The sequence below is a fragment of the Microcoleus sp. PH2017_08_TRC_O_A genome, assembly GCF_020738665.1.
Taxonomy (GTDB): Bacteria; Cyanobacteriota; Cyanobacteriia; order Cyanobacteriales; family Microcoleaceae; genus Microcoleus.
Map to the genome: position 1 here is coordinate 1 of NZ_JAEQCE010000030.1, position 14,698 is coordinate 14,698.

The window sequence follows — 14,698 nt, forward strand, 5'->3', positions numbered from 1 at the left end:
TGTTGCCAGCACCAATAATGCCAATTTTCATTTCATTTTCCTTTTTTGATGTGCAAACTTTTACTTAGATCGTTCAATTGATTTTTGCTGCCCAGTTAACCAATAACCAACGACTGCGATCGCAATCGTGAGCATTGCTGCCACAACATTTGGATAAATCGAGATACCACCCAATTCAGGCTCACGAACGGTTCCCAGAACCGGATCGTTGAGGAAACCATAGGATGTTCCAGGCCAAAACCCCGCGCCAATTAGCCCAACCCAGAACGCAGATCCGAGAAATGCAGCCAAACCCATTGAAAAGCGATCGCTGGTGGGACGCACTTTTAAAATTGCTAAAGCGGCACTTCCCAACGAGGCAGCCGCAAAGAAAGACATGGCACAGTGGAGTTTGGCGTGAGGCAACCAAGCCGGGTTGTTCATGTGACCGTTTGCTAACAAAACTGCATCAACTCCAATGGGTATCGTCAGGGTGGAAATAGCTGCGGTGATAAGCAACCATCTGGCGAGTTTTGCTCGATGCATACTGATATACCTCAGTTAAATTGTTAGGGAATAAGAAACGAGGCGCAACGAAACTATCGGGTTTGGCTAGAAAAAATACCTTGGTTATGGGATGAAAAGATAGACCTTTCTTGCGGAATATCTAGAATCAGTTAGGTGATTCTTGCGATTGTTCAAATCGATCGCAGCGTTCAGAATTAACTAAAGTTCTGACGCACTAAGACAGCTTCTGACCGAGCATCCTACTCGGTGCGATCGATTCCTATCGATTCTCGACCTTTTTCCAAGTCGATTGCGTATTAGCGGCGGGTCATTGACCGTGTTTCTCGGTTTCGGAGAATCGACCTCTAAAACTACTTCTGCAAGGATTTCCAGGTGTCCGACGTAAGTTGTAGCATAGACCACTCCGGCAGATGCTCGCGATAGATCTCCAGCAGTCCTTGTGCCGTCTTCTCGATCGCCCAGTCCTGTTGAAGTTCACAAGCCACACTGAGCCAGTTGGTTACCTTCACGCCGTATTGAGTCAGGTTGGCGGTTGAGGCTGCCAGCACCTGATTGCTATAGTTCCCCGAAGCGTCCATGACAAGTCGAACATCGTAGCCCTCCGCCGCCAGAGTCTTTGCGGGAATCCCAACACAGAAGTCTGCTGTGATGCCAGCCGCGATCACTTTTTTGCGACCGGTGGCTTCGATCGCTTCTCGTATACGTGGATCGTGCATCGAATTGATTTTGGTGCGATAGATGGGCTGTACGTCGGGGAACAGCTTCAGTATTTCCGGTAGGAACGGACCCAGAGGCCCTGCGGGTCCGAACGCGGCAGCGGACATCACGACCGGAATGTTATGCAGTTTAAGCACTTTTGCCAGCGCGATGCAGTTGTTGCGAAGGTGAATTGGGTCAATATCACCGCAAAATAACATTAATCCTGCTTGGTGGTCAATCAGCAGCGCACAGGCATTTTGGTCGTCAAGCATCTCGAACTTTTCATAATTCATGGAGATTCTCCTTCTGTTTGAACGATCTATAAAGTCTGAAACTGAGCTTTGAAGTAGATGATTCTTGCGATCGTTCAAATCGATCGCAGCGTTTTAGAGTTCAGCCTCAGCCAAAGTTTTCCGGCTCTTTGAGAAAACCTTAGTATGTTCCATGAAATTTCACGAAATTTATGAAGATTTTTTCATTCGATTGCTTTCCGTGTAGTAGCAAATTCCCAAAATGATAAAAAATAGAAAATCCATGTGAACTTGTGTAATTGGGAAACCCCCTAATGAAAATGATTGAAGACCACCATATTCTGGGTCAGCGAATGCCGTTCCAGGATAGAGAATTGCTGGTGCCATTGCCATCCAGTAAAGAGCCGCAAATAAGCAAGACATCTTTAAGTTTTCAATGTCAGTAGAAACCTTGCGAAACCATAGAAAATAAAGCGATATAATCCCGCAAATAAGACCCACAGTCATCGTTTGTCCGTTATGAAATTTGGCGTGTGGCGGCCAAAGTGGATTGAAAACATGAGTTTCATTGAAATCGGCTAAGAAGGGACTCAGGGAACTAATAACGGCTATGAGAGAGATGGCAAATCTACTTAAATTCAACTTTCTGCTCATTTTTGTCTCCTTTAAGCTAACCCGAATCGTTTTAGTTTGGAAGTGAAACGATAAAGTTCATCTTCCGCCGTACCTCAGTACGCAGTCAAGCCTAGCAAAGATTTCTGCTGACTCACGATCGCGTCAGAAAAAATCCGGATTAATCATTGATTCTTGCCCCATTTATTAGAATCTTGCTATGAGGCTGGACATCAAAAGTGTTTGCGATAGTTGCTAGGTGTTGTACCCGTCAAGTTCCGAAATTGGATTGTCAATTGATTTTGATTGGCAAAACCAACCCGATCGGCAATCATCGAAATTGGTAGTGGAGTTTTTTTCAATAAATGTTTTGCTGATTCGATTCTTTGCTCCATTACATATCGATAGGGTGATACACCGATCGATTGCTTAAATAACCGTGAGAAATAATATTGACTCATCTCTAATTCATCGGCGATCGCTGCAATAGTTAGATTTTCAGCTAAATGATCGTGGATATATGCGATCGCTCGTTGCATTTTCCACTTCGGCATCCCTCCCTGGTAGTCGCGCAAGGGTTTGTGCCAATCTGAATAATGCCTCAACAGATGAATTGAAAGTGCGATCTTCAAGGAGTCTACCAATAACTGACTGCCAAATCGATCCTCTGTAAGTTCTGCTGTCAGGGACTTGCCAATGCGATCGATGAATGTATCCTGCATTGCATAATGCGGAATGAGTTCGATCCGCTCCGTTGTAAATGATTCATAGGCAATTTTAGTCAAGCGATCGGGTTCAAGGGATAACACGGAAAAGGAGGCTTCTTGATTCCAACTGCTCCGATGCTGAACCATTGCCGGGACGATCGCAATATTATTTCCGCCGCCAATCTGCTCTTGCTGCCTGCGTCCATCAAACCAACGTTCTGTCTGAACCAAATCCGAACTGAGTCCGACAACCACAATATGTGTAGTGTGAGCGTATTCAGGTGATTCCCAAGCGGGTTGACAATGTTGTTGAACATGAATTTCATTCCAGCCCAAATTTTCGCTCGATCGCAGCGGCAATCGGGGGACAACTTTCATAACATCATCTTTCTGAGTAAAATCGATAGTTAAGGGCTGTTTTTCTGGCATTTTATAAACTCTGGATGTAAGGACTTGGATCGATTCCGAATGCGATCGCTGGTTAGGTCATATTCTACTCAATCAGTGCTTTCGATCGTTGCAGCGCATTATTCATATAGTTGCGCCAGAGTAAATTGGTAATCAACCAAAGGATTGGAACCGCTAAAACAGACCGTGCATTGAATGTATAACGCCACTCGATCGTAGTCTGACCTGATGAGTTGATACTAAACCACCACTCGCCATTCGCAGAAGTTGTAAGAAACCCCAGCACCCCAGTAAAACCGCTAACCGTGTAGCTAAAGTATCGCGGATGCTCATATTTTGTCAGTAGCTCTTGGACGGAGCTATTATCTGATAAATGTACAGTGCGGGTTTGCCCTGCGATGTCCCAATTTCCAACTTGGTTCTTAATCCCCGTGACAGATGGTAGCAGCCCATAACCTTTAAATATAGAAGTGAGGTCAATAGGCACAATATGCTCAAAAGCCGCTGTTTGACTAGCTGTAACGGTAGTCTTAATGGTTGCTGAAAGTAAGCTCATGAAATCTTCGCCTTTTTGTAATATCTAATATCAAATCTGTTTGCATCGGAATGATATAAACGGAGAAGACAGAGTCCAAGGCAGTGCCGTGTCCCTACAATTCATCGCGGTAGGGAAACGGCACTGCCTTGGACTCTATATCATTCCGATGCAGCCGGATTTGATATCAAACAGCTCTCCTGGACTTGTAGTATCCATCGTCTTTTGTAGTTGAAAAGTAGTTGAGGGTTGTCAGAAGAAATTATTATTTGTAAATCACTTCGACTTCAGAATCTGCTGACGATCGATTGTGTAGCGCAATATAAGATTTAGCGATCGCATCAGGATCGAAATGCGTACCGACTTCTACTGTGCCACAGATAGTCACAGTACCTACATGAATCCCAAACTCCTTCAATTCTTGAGCTAGACAAAATGTCAAACTCCTTAGCCCTGATTTGCCGATCGCCAAAGAGACTAAATCCGCATCTGGATATAATGCTAGACCTCCACCTGTGAGCAAGATTGTGCCTTTCTTACTTGTTTTCATCGCTGGAATCACCTGCTGTGCTGCAACCAAGGCACCAATGACATTCACATTAAAATCGGCGATTAACTTCTCAGGTGTTAGTTCGCTAGGCTTACCCATCGCCATCACGGCGGCATTATAAATCAATACTTCTGGATCTGCCAATTTGCGAATCTCAGTAAAAGCTTGAATTAAGGATTCTTGATTCCCGGCATCTGCTGCAAAGGTATAAACCGTATAGCCTGCCTGACGGAGTTCTTGAGCATTTACTTCTAGTTTTTCCAAATTCCGAGCCATGAGTGCCAAACTGTAGCCTTCCTTGGCAAATGCCTTGGCTACGCCCATGCTCACTCCTGCTCCAAATCCAGCGATCGCACATATCGGTTGATTCATTTTTTTACCCGAATTTACTTCAAAATTATCGGTGTGATAATGAGTGTCATCAACAGCTCAAATTCTAATGTTGCCAATCATCCTATCGTAGATAGCCTTGACATTCGATCGACTTTTGGCAATCCGTACAAAGTGGTTTCATCGTGACCTTAGTTCATGAATGAACTTAAGAGTATTCTACTTTGGATAGAGCCACTTAGCAAATAACTTTGTCACCCGTGGCATGATGATGTAGGTCATTAACGAAACCATGAAAGCTGCACCGATCGCACTGCGTAACAAAGTTGGCAATGGAAAAAGCAATTGATTTAAGAAGGGTGGAATGATGTTAATCAATGGAAAAATCACTAGCCAAGTAACGAGTACCATTTTGTAACGGGGCGGTGGCACGATCGCCCCTTGAATTGGCAAGGTAAACCATGTCTCTAACCCCGTCAGCCGTTGATACTTGGAATTAACAGTTAGCCGCTTGATTCGTTCCAAAAGCCGATGACGAATTGGAGAATTTTCCCAACTGGTCAAATTACTCAAATGGTCGAACTTGAAGACGATGCGATATTCTCGGTTGCTGCGATCGCTTGAACGGAAGATATTCACTCCCAAATGTCCTTCAAATGCCGCAGCAGCGACTAATATATCGCTCAAAACTCGATCGAATTCATCCTCACAACCAGGCTTGACTTGTTGCAGAATATCAACAGTTACTGGAGGATCGTCAGATTGATTCAATGGATTCATGCAAAAAACTTCCAACTAGATTAGCGGTAATCCTTCAGCACCAATTTCTAGACGTACAACTTTTGCCGACTCAATTCCTGATGGCAATGGATATGACATACCACCGTTGCTTACCACGTAAATACTGGTGCGATCGCGCCCAGTACGACCGAATGCTAAGGCTGTAGTTCCTGCCATTCCTTGTTCTGCTTCGGCGATCGTGGTTATTTTACCATCTGGTGTAATCTTGACCACACTGTTATAAATGTGTGTAGTGCCGTAGAGATTACCGTTGCGATCGAAGGCAAAGTCGTCAATGTTTACGCGATCGATAAAAATTGTTGGTTCCCCTGGCTCAGCATCTTCGAGAATCGGAATCCGAACAATATGCTGCTTTTGGGTATTCGATACATAAAACACATTGTTAAAGATTTTGAGTCCATTAGCTCCGGGAATTTCTTGCTCTGCGGAGGTTCGCGCCAACAAAGGATGTTCGAGCCAAATGCGAGTGCTGACTTGGGCTACATCTAATTCCCAAATCGCACCTCGATAGGAATCAGCGATCGCATAGCGACTACCAGTCAAATGCGTGATTCCATTCAGGAAGATTGCATCTGGCATTGTTAGTAAAGTTTCTACTGAACCTTGAGATGAAACTTTAAAGATGGTGGAAATTCCGTCTTGATTCCAACCTGTCAGCAATAGTTCTGTTTCTGACAGAAAAGCTAGACCTGCTGCCTTACCTGAGATCGTGGCATGAGTTACGGGGATTCGATCTTGCCCGATGCGAACGATCTTTCCTTCAAAATGGTTGGCAATAAATAACGTATTGTCAGAGTCGATCGCAATACTTTCTAGAAATGTATTGGCAGGAAATTCAGCGATTTGTTGGCTTGGCACCAACTCTATAGGAGTGCTTTCAAAGATAGGCGGTAATCCAATTGGTGTAGACATTGCGATCGTTCCTTTTTCGAGTATAGTCAGACAATCCACAAGTTGGTCAGACACTGAAAAGAATGGACAGTGCGACGAGACTTCGATATTATTTGCGCGAAGGGCACTCACCCAACGCTGAATCGAGAGTAGCACAGTCACATCTATAGTTACCAAATGGATACTAATGGAAATGTTTTACCTATGAAATTTGGATGTCCAGTTGAGCTGACGATTGAACGCATTAGTGGAAAGTGGAAAAGTGTGATTCTGTGGTGGCTAAGGCAGCACAGGAAAAGCTTTGGAGAACTGAAACATCTTATTCCTGGAATCTCCGCAAAAATTTTGACGCAGCAATTGCGGGAGTTGGAAAAAGATGGTTTGATCGATCGAGAAGCCTATCGTGAGATGCCTCGACGAGTAGAATACTCCATCACGCCTTTAGGTGAAACTCTCAGCCCGATCATCGAGTTAATGTGTGAATGGGGAAAAAATCAACTGCCTGAATTTAAGTTTGGTTTACGGGATTTGACAGGCTTGCGCGTTCTTATTGTTAGTCCAGAAATGGGAGGTTTTTTGCGATCGGAACTGGAATCTCACGGGGTACAAGTAGCGATCGCTACCTCCACAATCGAGGCGCTACAGACTTTCGATCTAACACAACCTCAAGCCTTAGTCATTGACACAGATATGCCAGACGACCAAGTATACACGCTCGTTCATCAAATCAAAGAGCTGGAGTCAGCGCAAGGCAAGCAAATTGCCACGATCGCACTGATCGCTGTTGCAAGTTCTGGCGATCGTCGGCAAGCTCTTCGCTCTGGTTTCCAGATTTGTCTGACTCAGCCTGTGGATATCGCAGAATTAGTTTGCTCTCTAGCTAGTTTAACTGGGTCGCTAGTAGATAACTAAAGCAGCCCAATATTCCCAATCAACGCCGATTAAGTTTTTACGGTCGTTGTGCATGGGCGTTGTTAGTCGCCGATCGGAGAACAAAGCTCAATTAATGATCCTTCTCTAGAACGAACATATGCAACCACTTGACCCCAAGGCTTTATGGTCGGCTCCTTGACAGAAACCGCTCCAGCAGCAATTGCCTTGGTATAGGCAGATGCTACATCATCGGCGACAAACGCCAGCTCAACTCCAAAGGGTGTAGCACTGAGATCGCTTTTTTGATAATGTCCGTCAAGATTCATTTCACCCATCGCATGGGAGGCAAAAGCAAGAACCGTTTCGCCCGTGTTCAACTCGCCATACTCGCCAGACTCATGCAAAAAGCGCGTTTCAAAGCCGAATGCCTCCTTGTAAAAGGTCAGTGCATCTGCAACCGACGAGACGTAGATAATGGTGTAACCAAATTTCATATTTTTGCCTTTTTGAACTTTGATTTCTTTGGTTTTGGGGCCGGAAGCTCACTTGCTGTCAAACGAATAAGATTCGACATCCAATGCCGATCGTCAAGCTGTTCTCCAATCAGAAAGTATGGTTTTGCACCTGGGTATGGGGGGGCTTCTACGATACTATCAATCATCGATCGCCCACCAGCAGTCGCCTTTATGAACAGTTGGTTATCGCAAACAAGCGCGACGACTTTCTCGTCGCAGTAGATCGCATATTCGCCAAACATTTTTTTGAAAGAGACTTGCCCCGCTTGGTTTATTTGATCCAGAATATATTCAACAAAGTTCAAGTCCGAGGACATATATTCTCCTAGCGAATGTAGACAACACATTCTCAAATTGCTGGAATTCAGGATTGAAGTTGTTGCATTAAACCTGCCGCATCGGAAACAGACCAATGTTCGGCAATTTTTCCGTCTCGAACGCGATCGATCCGGATTACGGATGTTGAAATAGTTTTACCTGTTGGTGGAGTGCCATAAAACGTGCCACTGTGTGTACCTTGGCTAGTGATATATGTCGCGATTCGATCGCCTTCGACAACCTGCTGCACGATCTCAATCTCGATGTCGGGGAAAGCGGAGAAAAAATCATCAAAGAATGAATCATGATAGATCCGCAGCGCATTAAGACCGCGATTGTCTGTTCCTAGCATCGCATGGTTTACACAATCTTCTGCCCATAAATCTTTCAATGCCGAGAGATTGCGACCGTTCCAAACCACTTGGATAAAGTTCTGGACGATCTGCTTGTTTTTATCAGGTTCGTTCATCGGTTTTTCTCCGGAGATTAGTCCTTAATAGGGCAGTATACAATTTCAAAAGTCTGAATGATTTTATCGACGTAGGCGTTGATTATGCAACAAGTTAGTTCAGCGCTTTACGGAAAACGATCTTGTCCTCGCCCGCCTTGTAGAACTCGCGGATTCGTGCTTCCTCGTCGTAACCGCTCTTGCGGTAGAACGATCGAACGTACTCGAAGCTCTCCAGTCCCGATGTTTCCACAAGTAGCACGCGATCGCCGCGCTGCGCTAACATCTGTTCGACGTGGGCTAGCAGTGCTGCACCGCGTCCTTGCTGCTGACGATCGGGGTGGACGGCAATTAGATATAGATTCCACGTCCCCTCGGTCATTCGTTCCGGCGCAACATAGGCGACCCCCACCAGCCCGTCGTCATCGTCGGTGAGCCAGATGTCTTGGCTATTTTTGCCGTCGAAGTGGTCTGCCAGCATGAGGGCGAGTTCTTCGGTCTCGTGCGGCTCGAATCCAATTGCCTCAACTAAGGCGATTAATGCAGTCGTGTCATCGGGCGCGATCGGGCGAATCATAGCAAACTCCGTGGGTATGCAAATCTAGGCAGATTTCTGAAACAGTTTAGACACAGCACCTCTCAAAATGTGCGGTATTAGCTTTGGCCCAGGCAAGAATACAATCCCTAACTGTTGCATTAATCCCAGTGCATCGCCCTGGCCCCAATGCTCCGCGATTTTGCCGTTTTCGATGCGATCGATGTGCATAACAGCTAAGCTAATTTGTTTTCCCGTGGGTGGCAAACCTTGAAATTCTCCGAGGTGTGTTGCTGTGAATTTTCCGCACGTCACCACTTTATCACCTGCAACTATGACCTCATCAAAAACGTGTTCACCCTGACTGAAAGCTAGATAAAACGACATCCCGAACTGCTTGAACTCCTCCCCGTTTAATGGCTTTGGCATTCCGGCCATGCGAGCAATAAAATTCGGCGCTAACAGTTCTAAGGCTTGTTCCATTTTGCGATCGTCAAAAGCTTTGTAGAACTGGAGAACGATTGCTTTGTTTTGGTCAGTCATTCGACTTTTGATTTTTGATTTTTGATTGATTCCACGGATAAATCCTCTTTCTTGTAGCATCAAGAAATTATTGGTCAGAGCCTTGCGGAACTCAATCTCTGAAGTCTGGCAGCACCAAAGGTGGCATTGAACTTGCGACACCAAATTGCCGCCGAAGCAAAATCTTCTGAGTTGATGCTGGCAGGAATCACATAGCTTTGAGCACCGCTGTATGACTTGAGTGGCGCGATCGACACATAGTCCCCTTTCTTGATGGGATAGGCTGGGGGAACTGTCGAGCCAATAACATCGGGCGATTTGTGCAAAATCACGACCAAATCAGGACCAGACGTTGAGGTTTGAAATGCTCGATCGAGTTCCAGAATGCGCTCATCCCCTTTCTGGACAATGCGGGCAGTGCCTTTGGTGGGGTGTTCGCCATCGACAAAAGTGCCAGAAGTTAGAACTTTTGCGGGTTGAGCCGTTGCGGGTGTCGTCACTGGCTTAGTTGGAGGGGAAGCTGCCACAGGCGTTGGCATTGTTTCAGAAGTACCGGATGACGCAATAGCAGTTCGATCGCCAGCGGTTTTGATGCAGCCGATCGCAATTGTTGACACAAAGGTAATACTAGCAAAGTTGAAATAGCGGCGTTTCATAAAAAGCTTCCTCCTTAAAGCATTAAACTCCCCGGAAACCGATCGCAGTTTCCATAGCATCCCGAGGATTGAGGTCAACTAATTGTCGATTTATTTTAGCCTCATATAGGTTGCCAATAAAACCCAAGACAATCCCCACAAACAACAAACTTCCCCCTAAATATTGAGCTAAAGTAGGAGCTTCCCCTAAAATTAAATATCCCATAACTATAGCTGCAATTGGATTCAATAAACTGGCTAAATTGAGTTCCGTTGAAGTTGCATTTTTTAAACCAGCCAACCAACATAATTGACCCAGGACGACAATAACCGCCGCATAGATTATCATCCATTGCCACAGAAAAGGAGATAACACTTCTGCAAAATGGTTTGGCCCGTAAAGGAGATTAGCCAATAGGAAAAAAATTACCGTCCCCAGAATATTGCGATAAATTGTAAAAATTCCCAAGGGAATCGATTGTAATTGCAGTTTACCAACGACGGTAGCAATGGAACCAATGATCGCTGCGATCGCCACACAAATTTCTCCTATTCCAATTTGAAATCCAGCCATCGTCATCATCGGCCCTGAACTCCCTAAAAAAGCAGTCACTATCACCCCAGCCAAGGAAACCAGAGCCCCTGCACTTGCCCAAAAATTGACCCGCGATCCCAACAGCCAAACACCCAACACCAGGGTTAAAATTGGTTCGATACGCCCAATTAACACGATATTAGTAATATTTGTCTGTCCGAGGGCTTGAAAAATTAACGCAGGAACGATCGCCCCCGATAAAATACCTGTAATGGTTAAACTAATCCAATCTTTACCAGTCAAAGCTTTCAGAGTCTGCGGTTGCCAATCTTGATGAAAAATTAGAGTCATTAACCCCAAAGCACAGATATTACCCACAAATAAAACATTGCACAGTGAGATGGGATTTCTGCCATCGATCGCATGATTTTGACCAATCTCAACTATTTTTTTAGTAACAGAATTAGAAGTTGCAAAAATCAAAACAGCTATGCCAAGATACATCGGGGCAGGAACTTTCATTAAAATTATATGCACTTTATTGGCAACTTTCATTCTTTTTATTGATGTTGATTTTATAAAATGAATTCAGGCAATAATTCAAAAATTTTAAACGAACCGCGAAGACGCGAAGAACGCGAAAAACCGAAACAGAAGAGAGTTTCACGACTCATTTAAACTATAAAACTTTACATTAAATTAGTTTAAAGTGATGCCTTTTCATAGCCAATTTGGGGAGCAGAATAAATGGAGATAAACACAGCATCTTCACTATTGTCATTCACTGCACCATGAATCTGATTTTTGTCTGCGATCGCAACTTCACCAGCATTCAAGCTTTGGCTTTGACCATTCCCTAAATAATACGTCAAAGCGCCCCGTAGCATCACCCAGGTATCTTGTCCATCCGGGTGACAATGAGCTTCTACAATTTGCCCAGGCTTGACTCCCCAAATAGCGATACTAGCATTTTTAGTCTTAATAATTTCAGTCACCGTAGCAGATTCATCCGAGAAACGCACATCAGCTTCCAGGGGAAAAACTCTTGATTTCATCATTTGAAAATTACCGTTTTATTTGGGTTGCGGACAGGTTTTATTGGTGAAATCACATTGATAAATGTATTGTGATTGCCAATGGAGGGGAATCTCTAGTAAATCTCTTGTACCAGTCATTCCCTGACCGATAAACAGCAGTAGAGCAAAACAATTGAGAATAATATGAGCGGTGCGCCAGCGATTTTGTCTATCCTGATAAATATCTTGGACGATCGCCACTGAAAAAATCATTAATAAAGCGGCTGTAATACCGTAGTAGTAATGGGAAACAAACCATTCATTATCTCGACGAAAGATTTCTGGTTGAAACCCTAAAATCATCAATCCCATTCCCGTAAAAGTGGCAAAAATGCCTCGCCATAGTTTAACATTTGCCTTAAATAGTAGCGTGAAAGAAGCAATGCTTAACAGGAAAATGGCGATGACAAAAAAGACTCGAAATGGTTCTTTAGTAAGGGTGTCGTTACTGAGCATTTTTGAAAAAATGGGATAGGCCATTCCCAGTAGGGCAACCCCTACAACTGAGCGGCTCAACCAACTACCGATCGCTACGTGCTCGGAACCTACTACGGGCGGAATTTTACTTTTTTCGCCACCGGCAACTTGCAGACGACGTTGACGGGTGAGTAGGGCGCGATTCACCACAATGCCGATTAAGGGAAAAACCACGATAATGGCGATCGCCGGATGTAACAATGCAAAGAAGTCTTGAAGTTCCATGTTAAATATCCATTCAATTATATATATCGCGAATTTTCCCTTACTTACACTCAGCAAGGGAACAGGCAAATTACTTCACTTCAGCGGCGGGAAAACTCGCTACTCTCCCTTGTTTCACAGCGACAACAACATCAAAGGTTGCACAGTAAGAGAAGGTAACATTGTTGGCCTTGTTGTAGAGATTGACCACCATGCCTGCCCCACCGGGTTGTACTCCTAATGGTAATAAATCACCATAGAAAAATCGTCGCAATTGGTCGCCACTACCAACTTGTCCTTTACTTTTAGTAATAATCTGGATCTTTTCCTGAACCGTTATTTCCGGGGCTGCTATTGCCGTATTTTGGAATTTTGGCAAAAAGCTATGTACAGCTACATCTCCCGCACTGATAGCGCTAGCAATAGCGAGGGTGGCGAACAGAGGACTGAGGGATTTGAGTTTTAACATCTTCGTTTTTTGGTGAGAATGGTTGATGCGAACATCATCATCTATTTCAATTTTTTTGAGAAGGAGGCATAATAGAATATACTATATGCCATTTTGGAATAGGTACGGTATGGATCGAATTGCCTGTATGCAGACTTTCGTTCGGGCGATCGAAATGAAGAGTTTTTCGGCCGTAGCGCGGGAACAACAGACGACGCAACCGACAATTAGCAAGCAAATCGCCGCTCTGGAAAAATATCTGGGGGTACAATTAATCACTCGTTCAACTACCAACTTGAGTTTGACTGAGGAGGGGAAAAGATACTATCAATACTGTCAGCAAATTTTGGAAACCGTCGCCGAAGCGGAGGCCAGTTTAACAGGAAAAGAACGAGCAACAGGTATTTTGCGATTGGGCTGTCCCGTGCTGTTTGGGGAAAAGCAGATTGTCCCCCGTTTAAAAGCCTTTATGAAACGCTATCCCGATGTCAAGATCGATCTGATGATGGCCGATAGTTTTGTGGACATTGTAGAGAATGGATTAGACCTGTTGATCCGCATTGGTAATCGTCCCGATAGTTCCCTGATTAGCCATCGCATTGGCACGACTCGCCGCGTCACAGTGGCAACAACAGGCTATTTTGAGCAAGCGGGAGAACCTCAAACACCGGATGATTTAGTGGATCGTGATTGTATTGTCTATACGCATCTGTCAACAGGCAATGAATGGCATTTTCAAGGAACAGATGGCACTATCAAGGTGCAAGTTGGGGGTTGTTTTCAAACTAATAGTTCTGTGGCGATTCGAGCAGCAGTGTTATCGGGTTTGGGGATTGCGGTAGCGCCGGTCTGGATGTTTGGTGATGAAATTTACCGGGGCGATCTCAAGGTTGTGTTGGAGGATTATCAACCAACTCCGTTACCAATTAATGGGGTATATCGTCGCAGCCGTTTTTATCCAGCAAAAATAACTTGTTTTATTGATTTTTTAGAGGCAGAATTTAAGCTCGATCCGTGGGTTTGAGATTAATTAGTATTCTATTCTCTTCTGGCAATTATAGAAACAAGAACAATTAAGACTAAAAAAGAAAAGGGCTATCCCACCGAATTTTACGGCGATCGATTGGTAATTTTGAAGTCTTGGGTATGACGATCGAGGCACGATCGGTTCCTAAAAATTCTCAACTCCACCTTCTAGTTCATTCAAGTCATCTGCCGTTAAGGGCGATCGAGCGCTATGGCGGACATACAATACATAAACCGTAGTATCTCGAATCGCAAACAAGACCCGGTAAATGTTTTTGGATTTCCCATAAAGTAACTGCCGAACTTCTTCAGGAAAAATCTCGCTTTCAACTGCTAAGCCACAGCGCCGAGGTTTTTCTTGGAGTGTTGCGATTTCATTCATCAAACCTCGAAACCAGCGATCGGCAAAATCGGGATTGCGCTCTCGATACCAGCGGTAGGCTTGCTCAATCTCAGAAGAGGCGATCGGGGTAATTTCAACCTGAAATGTCATATTTCTGCTGCATTTCTTGGACAAAATTTTCGATAGGGCGAGTAAGTCCGGCGTTGAGTTCCTCGAAACCTTGCTGAATACCTGCGATTGTTTCTAATTGATCGATCAGTTGGCGCAGTTTAATTGGATCTATTTTGTTTGGATCGAGAAAGGTGACGAGAACTTGAGAGCGATCGCTAATATCTTGTGGTAGCGAGGCGAGCTGAATCTGCCCATTCTGATAAATGCCTTCGATGGTTTTTAGCATGAGTTGCAGTTTGGTTAGTATTCGCTTCTATTCTAGCAAATATCGAAACAATAAA

General features: G+C 44.4%; 21 protein-coding genes and 2 pseudogenes. 3 read left to right on the top strand and 20 right to left on the bottom strand.

Annotation, left to right across the window (positions count from 1 at the left end; all coding sequences use genetic code 11):
* Positions 1-60 precede the first annotated feature (60 nt).
* The 8 genes from JGK22_RS12260 to JGK22_RS12295 form a co-directional block, all read right to left on the bottom strand.
* Positions 61-525, bottom strand: coding sequence for a hypothetical protein (locus tag JGK22_RS12260; RefSeq protein WP_293207558.1), 465 nt, complete (start codon positions 523-525; stop codon positions 61-63).
* A gap of 332 nt (positions 526-857) precedes the next feature.
* On the bottom strand, positions 858-1,499 hold the full coding sequence (locus JGK22_RS12265; RefSeq protein ID WP_293199330.1) for an isochorismatase family protein: 642 nt from the start codon (positions 1,497-1,499) through the stop codon (positions 858-860).
* A 168-nt stretch (positions 1,500-1,667) separates the two neighbouring features.
* A complete protein-coding gene (locus JGK22_RS12270) occupies positions 1,668-2,111 on the bottom strand; it encodes a DUF6640 family protein (protein WP_293312960.1) in 444 nt (147 codons plus the stop codon).
* Between the two features lie 191 nt (positions 2,112-2,302).
* Complete coding sequence (locus JGK22_RS12275) at positions 2,303-3,205, bottom strand: AraC family transcriptional regulator (RefSeq protein ID WP_293312961.1); 903 nt, start codon at positions 3,203-3,205, stop codon at positions 2,303-2,305.
* 64 nt (positions 3,206-3,269) lie between these two features.
* Positions 3,270-3,740, bottom strand: a complete 471-nt coding sequence (locus JGK22_RS12280; RefSeq protein WP_293187075.1) for an SRPBCC family protein — start codon at positions 3,738-3,740, stop codon at positions 3,270-3,272.
* Between the two features lie 244 nt (positions 3,741-3,984).
* Complete coding sequence (locus JGK22_RS12285; protein ID WP_293187076.1) at positions 3,985-4,641, bottom strand: SDR family NAD(P)-dependent oxidoreductase; 657 nt, start codon at positions 4,639-4,641, stop codon at positions 3,985-3,987.
* Positions 4,642-4,818: 177 nt separating this feature from the next.
* Positions 4,819-5,379: an antibiotic biosynthesis monooxygenase gene (locus JGK22_RS12290; RefSeq protein ID WP_293187077.1), complete on the bottom strand. Its 561-nt coding sequence runs from the start codon at positions 5,377-5,379 to the stop codon at positions 4,819-4,821.
* Positions 5,380-5,394: 15 nt separating this feature from the next.
* Positions 5,395-6,366 (bottom strand): SMP-30/gluconolactonase/LRE family protein, encoded by a 972-nt coding sequence (locus JGK22_RS12295; RefSeq protein WP_293312963.1) that lies wholly within the window; start codon positions 6,364-6,366, stop codon positions 5,395-5,397.
* Between the two features lie 129 nt (positions 6,367-6,495).
* Between JGK22_RS12295 and JGK22_RS12300 the strand changes: the two are divergent.
* Positions 6,496-6,792 (top strand): annotated as a pseudogene (locus JGK22_RS12300) (helix-turn-helix domain-containing protein); the annotation flags it as partial.
* 75 nt (positions 6,793-6,867) lie between these two features.
* A pseudogene (locus tag JGK22_RS12305) lies at positions 6,868-7,203 on the top strand (response regulator); the annotation flags it as partial.
* 62 nt (positions 7,204-7,265) lie between these two features.
* On the opposite strand, the gene JGK22_RS12310 reads toward JGK22_RS12305, so the two are convergent.
* The 10 genes from JGK22_RS12310 to JGK22_RS12355 all read right to left on the bottom strand — a co-directional run bounded on the left by JGK22_RS12310 (position 7,266) and on the right by JGK22_RS12355 (position 12,898).
* Entirely contained in the window at positions 7,266-7,658 is a 393-nt protein-coding gene (locus JGK22_RS12310) for a VOC family protein (protein ID WP_293219075.1), read from the bottom strand.
* Entirely contained in the window at positions 7,655-7,984 is a 330-nt protein-coding gene (locus JGK22_RS12315) for a TfoX/Sxy family protein (protein ID WP_293192183.1), read from the bottom strand. Before JGK22_RS12315 ends, JGK22_RS12310 begins: the two co-directional genes overlap by 4 nt.
* Before the next feature lie 59 nt (positions 7,985-8,043).
* Positions 8,044-8,466 carry an ester cyclase gene (locus JGK22_RS12320; RefSeq protein ID WP_293219073.1) on the bottom strand — a complete coding sequence of 141 codons (423 nt, stop codon included), beginning with the start codon at positions 8,464-8,466 and terminating at the stop codon, positions 8,044-8,046.
* 94 nt (positions 8,467-8,560) lie between these two features.
* Positions 8,561-9,022 (bottom strand): GNAT family N-acetyltransferase, encoded by a 462-nt coding sequence (locus JGK22_RS12325; protein WP_293219071.1) that lies wholly within the window; start codon positions 9,020-9,022, stop codon positions 8,561-8,563.
* Between the two features lie 24 nt (positions 9,023-9,046).
* On the bottom strand, positions 9,047-9,523 hold the full coding sequence (locus JGK22_RS12330; RefSeq protein WP_293192192.1) for an ester cyclase: 477 nt from the start codon (positions 9,521-9,523) through the stop codon (positions 9,047-9,049).
* 74 nt (positions 9,524-9,597) lie between these two features.
* Positions 9,598-10,158 carry a DM13 domain-containing protein gene (locus tag JGK22_RS12335; RefSeq protein ID WP_293219069.1) on the bottom strand — a complete coding sequence of 187 codons (561 nt, stop codon included), beginning with the start codon at positions 10,156-10,158 and terminating at the stop codon, positions 9,598-9,600.
* A 22-nt stretch (positions 10,159-10,180) separates the two neighbouring features.
* Positions 10,181-11,227, bottom strand: coding sequence for a DMT family transporter (locus JGK22_RS12340; RefSeq protein WP_293219067.1), 1,047 nt, complete (start codon positions 11,225-11,227; stop codon positions 10,181-10,183).
* A 149-nt stretch (positions 11,228-11,376) separates the two neighbouring features.
* A complete protein-coding gene (locus tag JGK22_RS12345) occupies positions 11,377-11,730 on the bottom strand; it encodes a cupin domain-containing protein (protein WP_293182538.1) in 354 nt (117 codons plus the stop codon).
* Between the two features lie 15 nt (positions 11,731-11,745).
* The gene (locus tag JGK22_RS12350; protein WP_293182540.1) at positions 11,746-12,450 is read right to left on the bottom strand and encodes a DUF4079 domain-containing protein; all 705 of its coding nucleotides are present in this window, start codon (positions 12,448-12,450) and stop codon (positions 11,746-11,748) included.
* 70 nt (positions 12,451-12,520) lie between these two features.
* Positions 12,521-12,898, bottom strand: coding sequence for a hypothetical protein (locus JGK22_RS12355; protein WP_293182542.1), 378 nt, complete (start codon positions 12,896-12,898; stop codon positions 12,521-12,523).
* Positions 12,899-12,983: 85 nt separating this feature from the next.
* On the opposite strand from JGK22_RS12355, the gene JGK22_RS12360 reads away from it, so the two are divergent.
* On the top strand, positions 12,984-13,901 hold the full coding sequence (locus JGK22_RS12360; RefSeq protein ID WP_293192200.1) for a LysR family transcriptional regulator: 918 nt from the start codon (positions 12,984-12,986) through the stop codon (positions 13,899-13,901).
* A gap of 147 nt (positions 13,902-14,048) precedes the next feature.
* Here the strand turns inward: JGK22_RS12360 and JGK22_RS12365 are convergent, their stop codons facing one another.
* A complete protein-coding gene (locus tag JGK22_RS12365) occupies positions 14,049-14,396 on the bottom strand; it encodes a type II toxin-antitoxin system RelE/ParE family toxin (RefSeq protein WP_293213039.1) in 348 nt (115 codons plus the stop codon).
* A complete protein-coding gene (locus JGK22_RS12370; RefSeq protein ID WP_293219063.1) occupies positions 14,380-14,643 on the bottom strand; it encodes a hypothetical protein in 264 nt (87 codons plus the stop codon). Before JGK22_RS12370 ends, JGK22_RS12365 begins: the two co-directional genes overlap by 17 nt.
* Between the last annotated feature and the right edge of the window lie 55 nt (positions 14,644-14,698).

What these genes read in the sequence shown, in the direction of transcription:
- JGK22_RS12280 (WP_293187075.1), bottom strand. Translation starts at nt 3,740, where the DNA reads ATGAGCTTACTTTCAGCAACCATTAAGACTACCGTTACAGCTAGTCAA.
- JGK22_RS12265 (WP_293199330.1), bottom strand. Translation starts at nt 1,499, where the DNA reads ATGAATTATGAAAAGTTCGAGATGCTTGACGACCAAAATGCCTGTGCG.
- JGK22_RS12260 (WP_293207558.1), bottom strand. Translation starts at nt 525, where the DNA reads ATGCATCGAGCAAAACTCGCCAGATGGTTGCTTATCACCGCAGCTATT.
- JGK22_RS12335 (WP_293219069.1), bottom strand. Translation starts at nt 10,158, where the DNA reads ATGAAACGCCGCTATTTCAACTTTGCTAGTATTACCTTTGTGTCAACA.
- JGK22_RS12370 (WP_293219063.1), bottom strand. Translation starts at nt 14,643, where the DNA reads ATGCTAAAAACCATCGAAGGCATTTATCAGAATGGGCAGATTCAGCTC.
- JGK22_RS12290 (WP_293187077.1), bottom strand. Translation starts at nt 5,379, where the DNA reads ATGAATCCATTGAATCAATCTGACGATCCTCCAGTAACTGTTGATATT.
- JGK22_RS12350 (WP_293182540.1), bottom strand. Translation starts at nt 12,450, where the DNA reads ATGGAACTTCAAGACTTCTTTGCATTGTTACATCCGGCGATCGCCATT.
- JGK22_RS12360 (WP_293192200.1), top strand. Translation starts at nt 12,984, where the DNA reads ATGCCATTTTGGAATAGGTACGGTATGGATCGAATTGCCTGTATGCAG.
- JGK22_RS12330 (WP_293192192.1), bottom strand. Translation starts at nt 9,523, where the DNA reads ATGACTGACCAAAACAAAGCAATCGTTCTCCAGTTCTACAAAGCTTTT.
- JGK22_RS12325 (WP_293219071.1), bottom strand. Translation starts at nt 9,022, where the DNA reads ATGATTCGCCCGATCGCGCCCGATGACACGACTGCATTAATCGCCTTA.
- JGK22_RS12345 (WP_293182538.1), bottom strand. Translation starts at nt 11,730, where the DNA reads ATGATGAAATCAAGAGTTTTTCCCCTGGAAGCTGATGTGCGTTTCTCG.
- JGK22_RS12340 (WP_293219067.1), bottom strand. Translation starts at nt 11,227, where the DNA reads ATGAAAGTTGCCAATAAAGTGCATATAATTTTAATGAAAGTTCCTGCC.
- JGK22_RS12355 (WP_293182542.1), bottom strand. Translation starts at nt 12,898, where the DNA reads ATGTTAAAACTCAAATCCCTCAGTCCTCTGTTCGCCACCCTCGCTATT.
- JGK22_RS12310 (WP_293219075.1), bottom strand. Translation starts at nt 7,658, where the DNA reads ATGAAATTTGGTTACACCATTATCTACGTCTCGTCGGTTGCAGATGCA.
- JGK22_RS12320 (WP_293219073.1), bottom strand. Translation starts at nt 8,466, where the DNA reads ATGAACGAACCTGATAAAAACAAGCAGATCGTCCAGAACTTTATCCAA.
- JGK22_RS12365 (WP_293213039.1), bottom strand. Translation starts at nt 14,396, where the DNA reads ATGACATTTCAGGTTGAAATTACCCCGATCGCCTCTTCTGAGATTGAG.
- JGK22_RS12275 (WP_293312961.1), bottom strand. Translation starts at nt 3,205, where the DNA reads ATGCCAGAAAAACAGCCCTTAACTATCGATTTTACTCAGAAAGATGAT.
- JGK22_RS12270 (WP_293312960.1), bottom strand. Translation starts at nt 2,111, where the DNA reads ATGAGCAGAAAGTTGAATTTAAGTAGATTTGCCATCTCTCTCATAGCC.
- JGK22_RS12285 (WP_293187076.1), bottom strand. Translation starts at nt 4,641, where the DNA reads ATGAATCAACCGATATGTGCGATCGCTGGATTTGGAGCAGGAGTGAGC.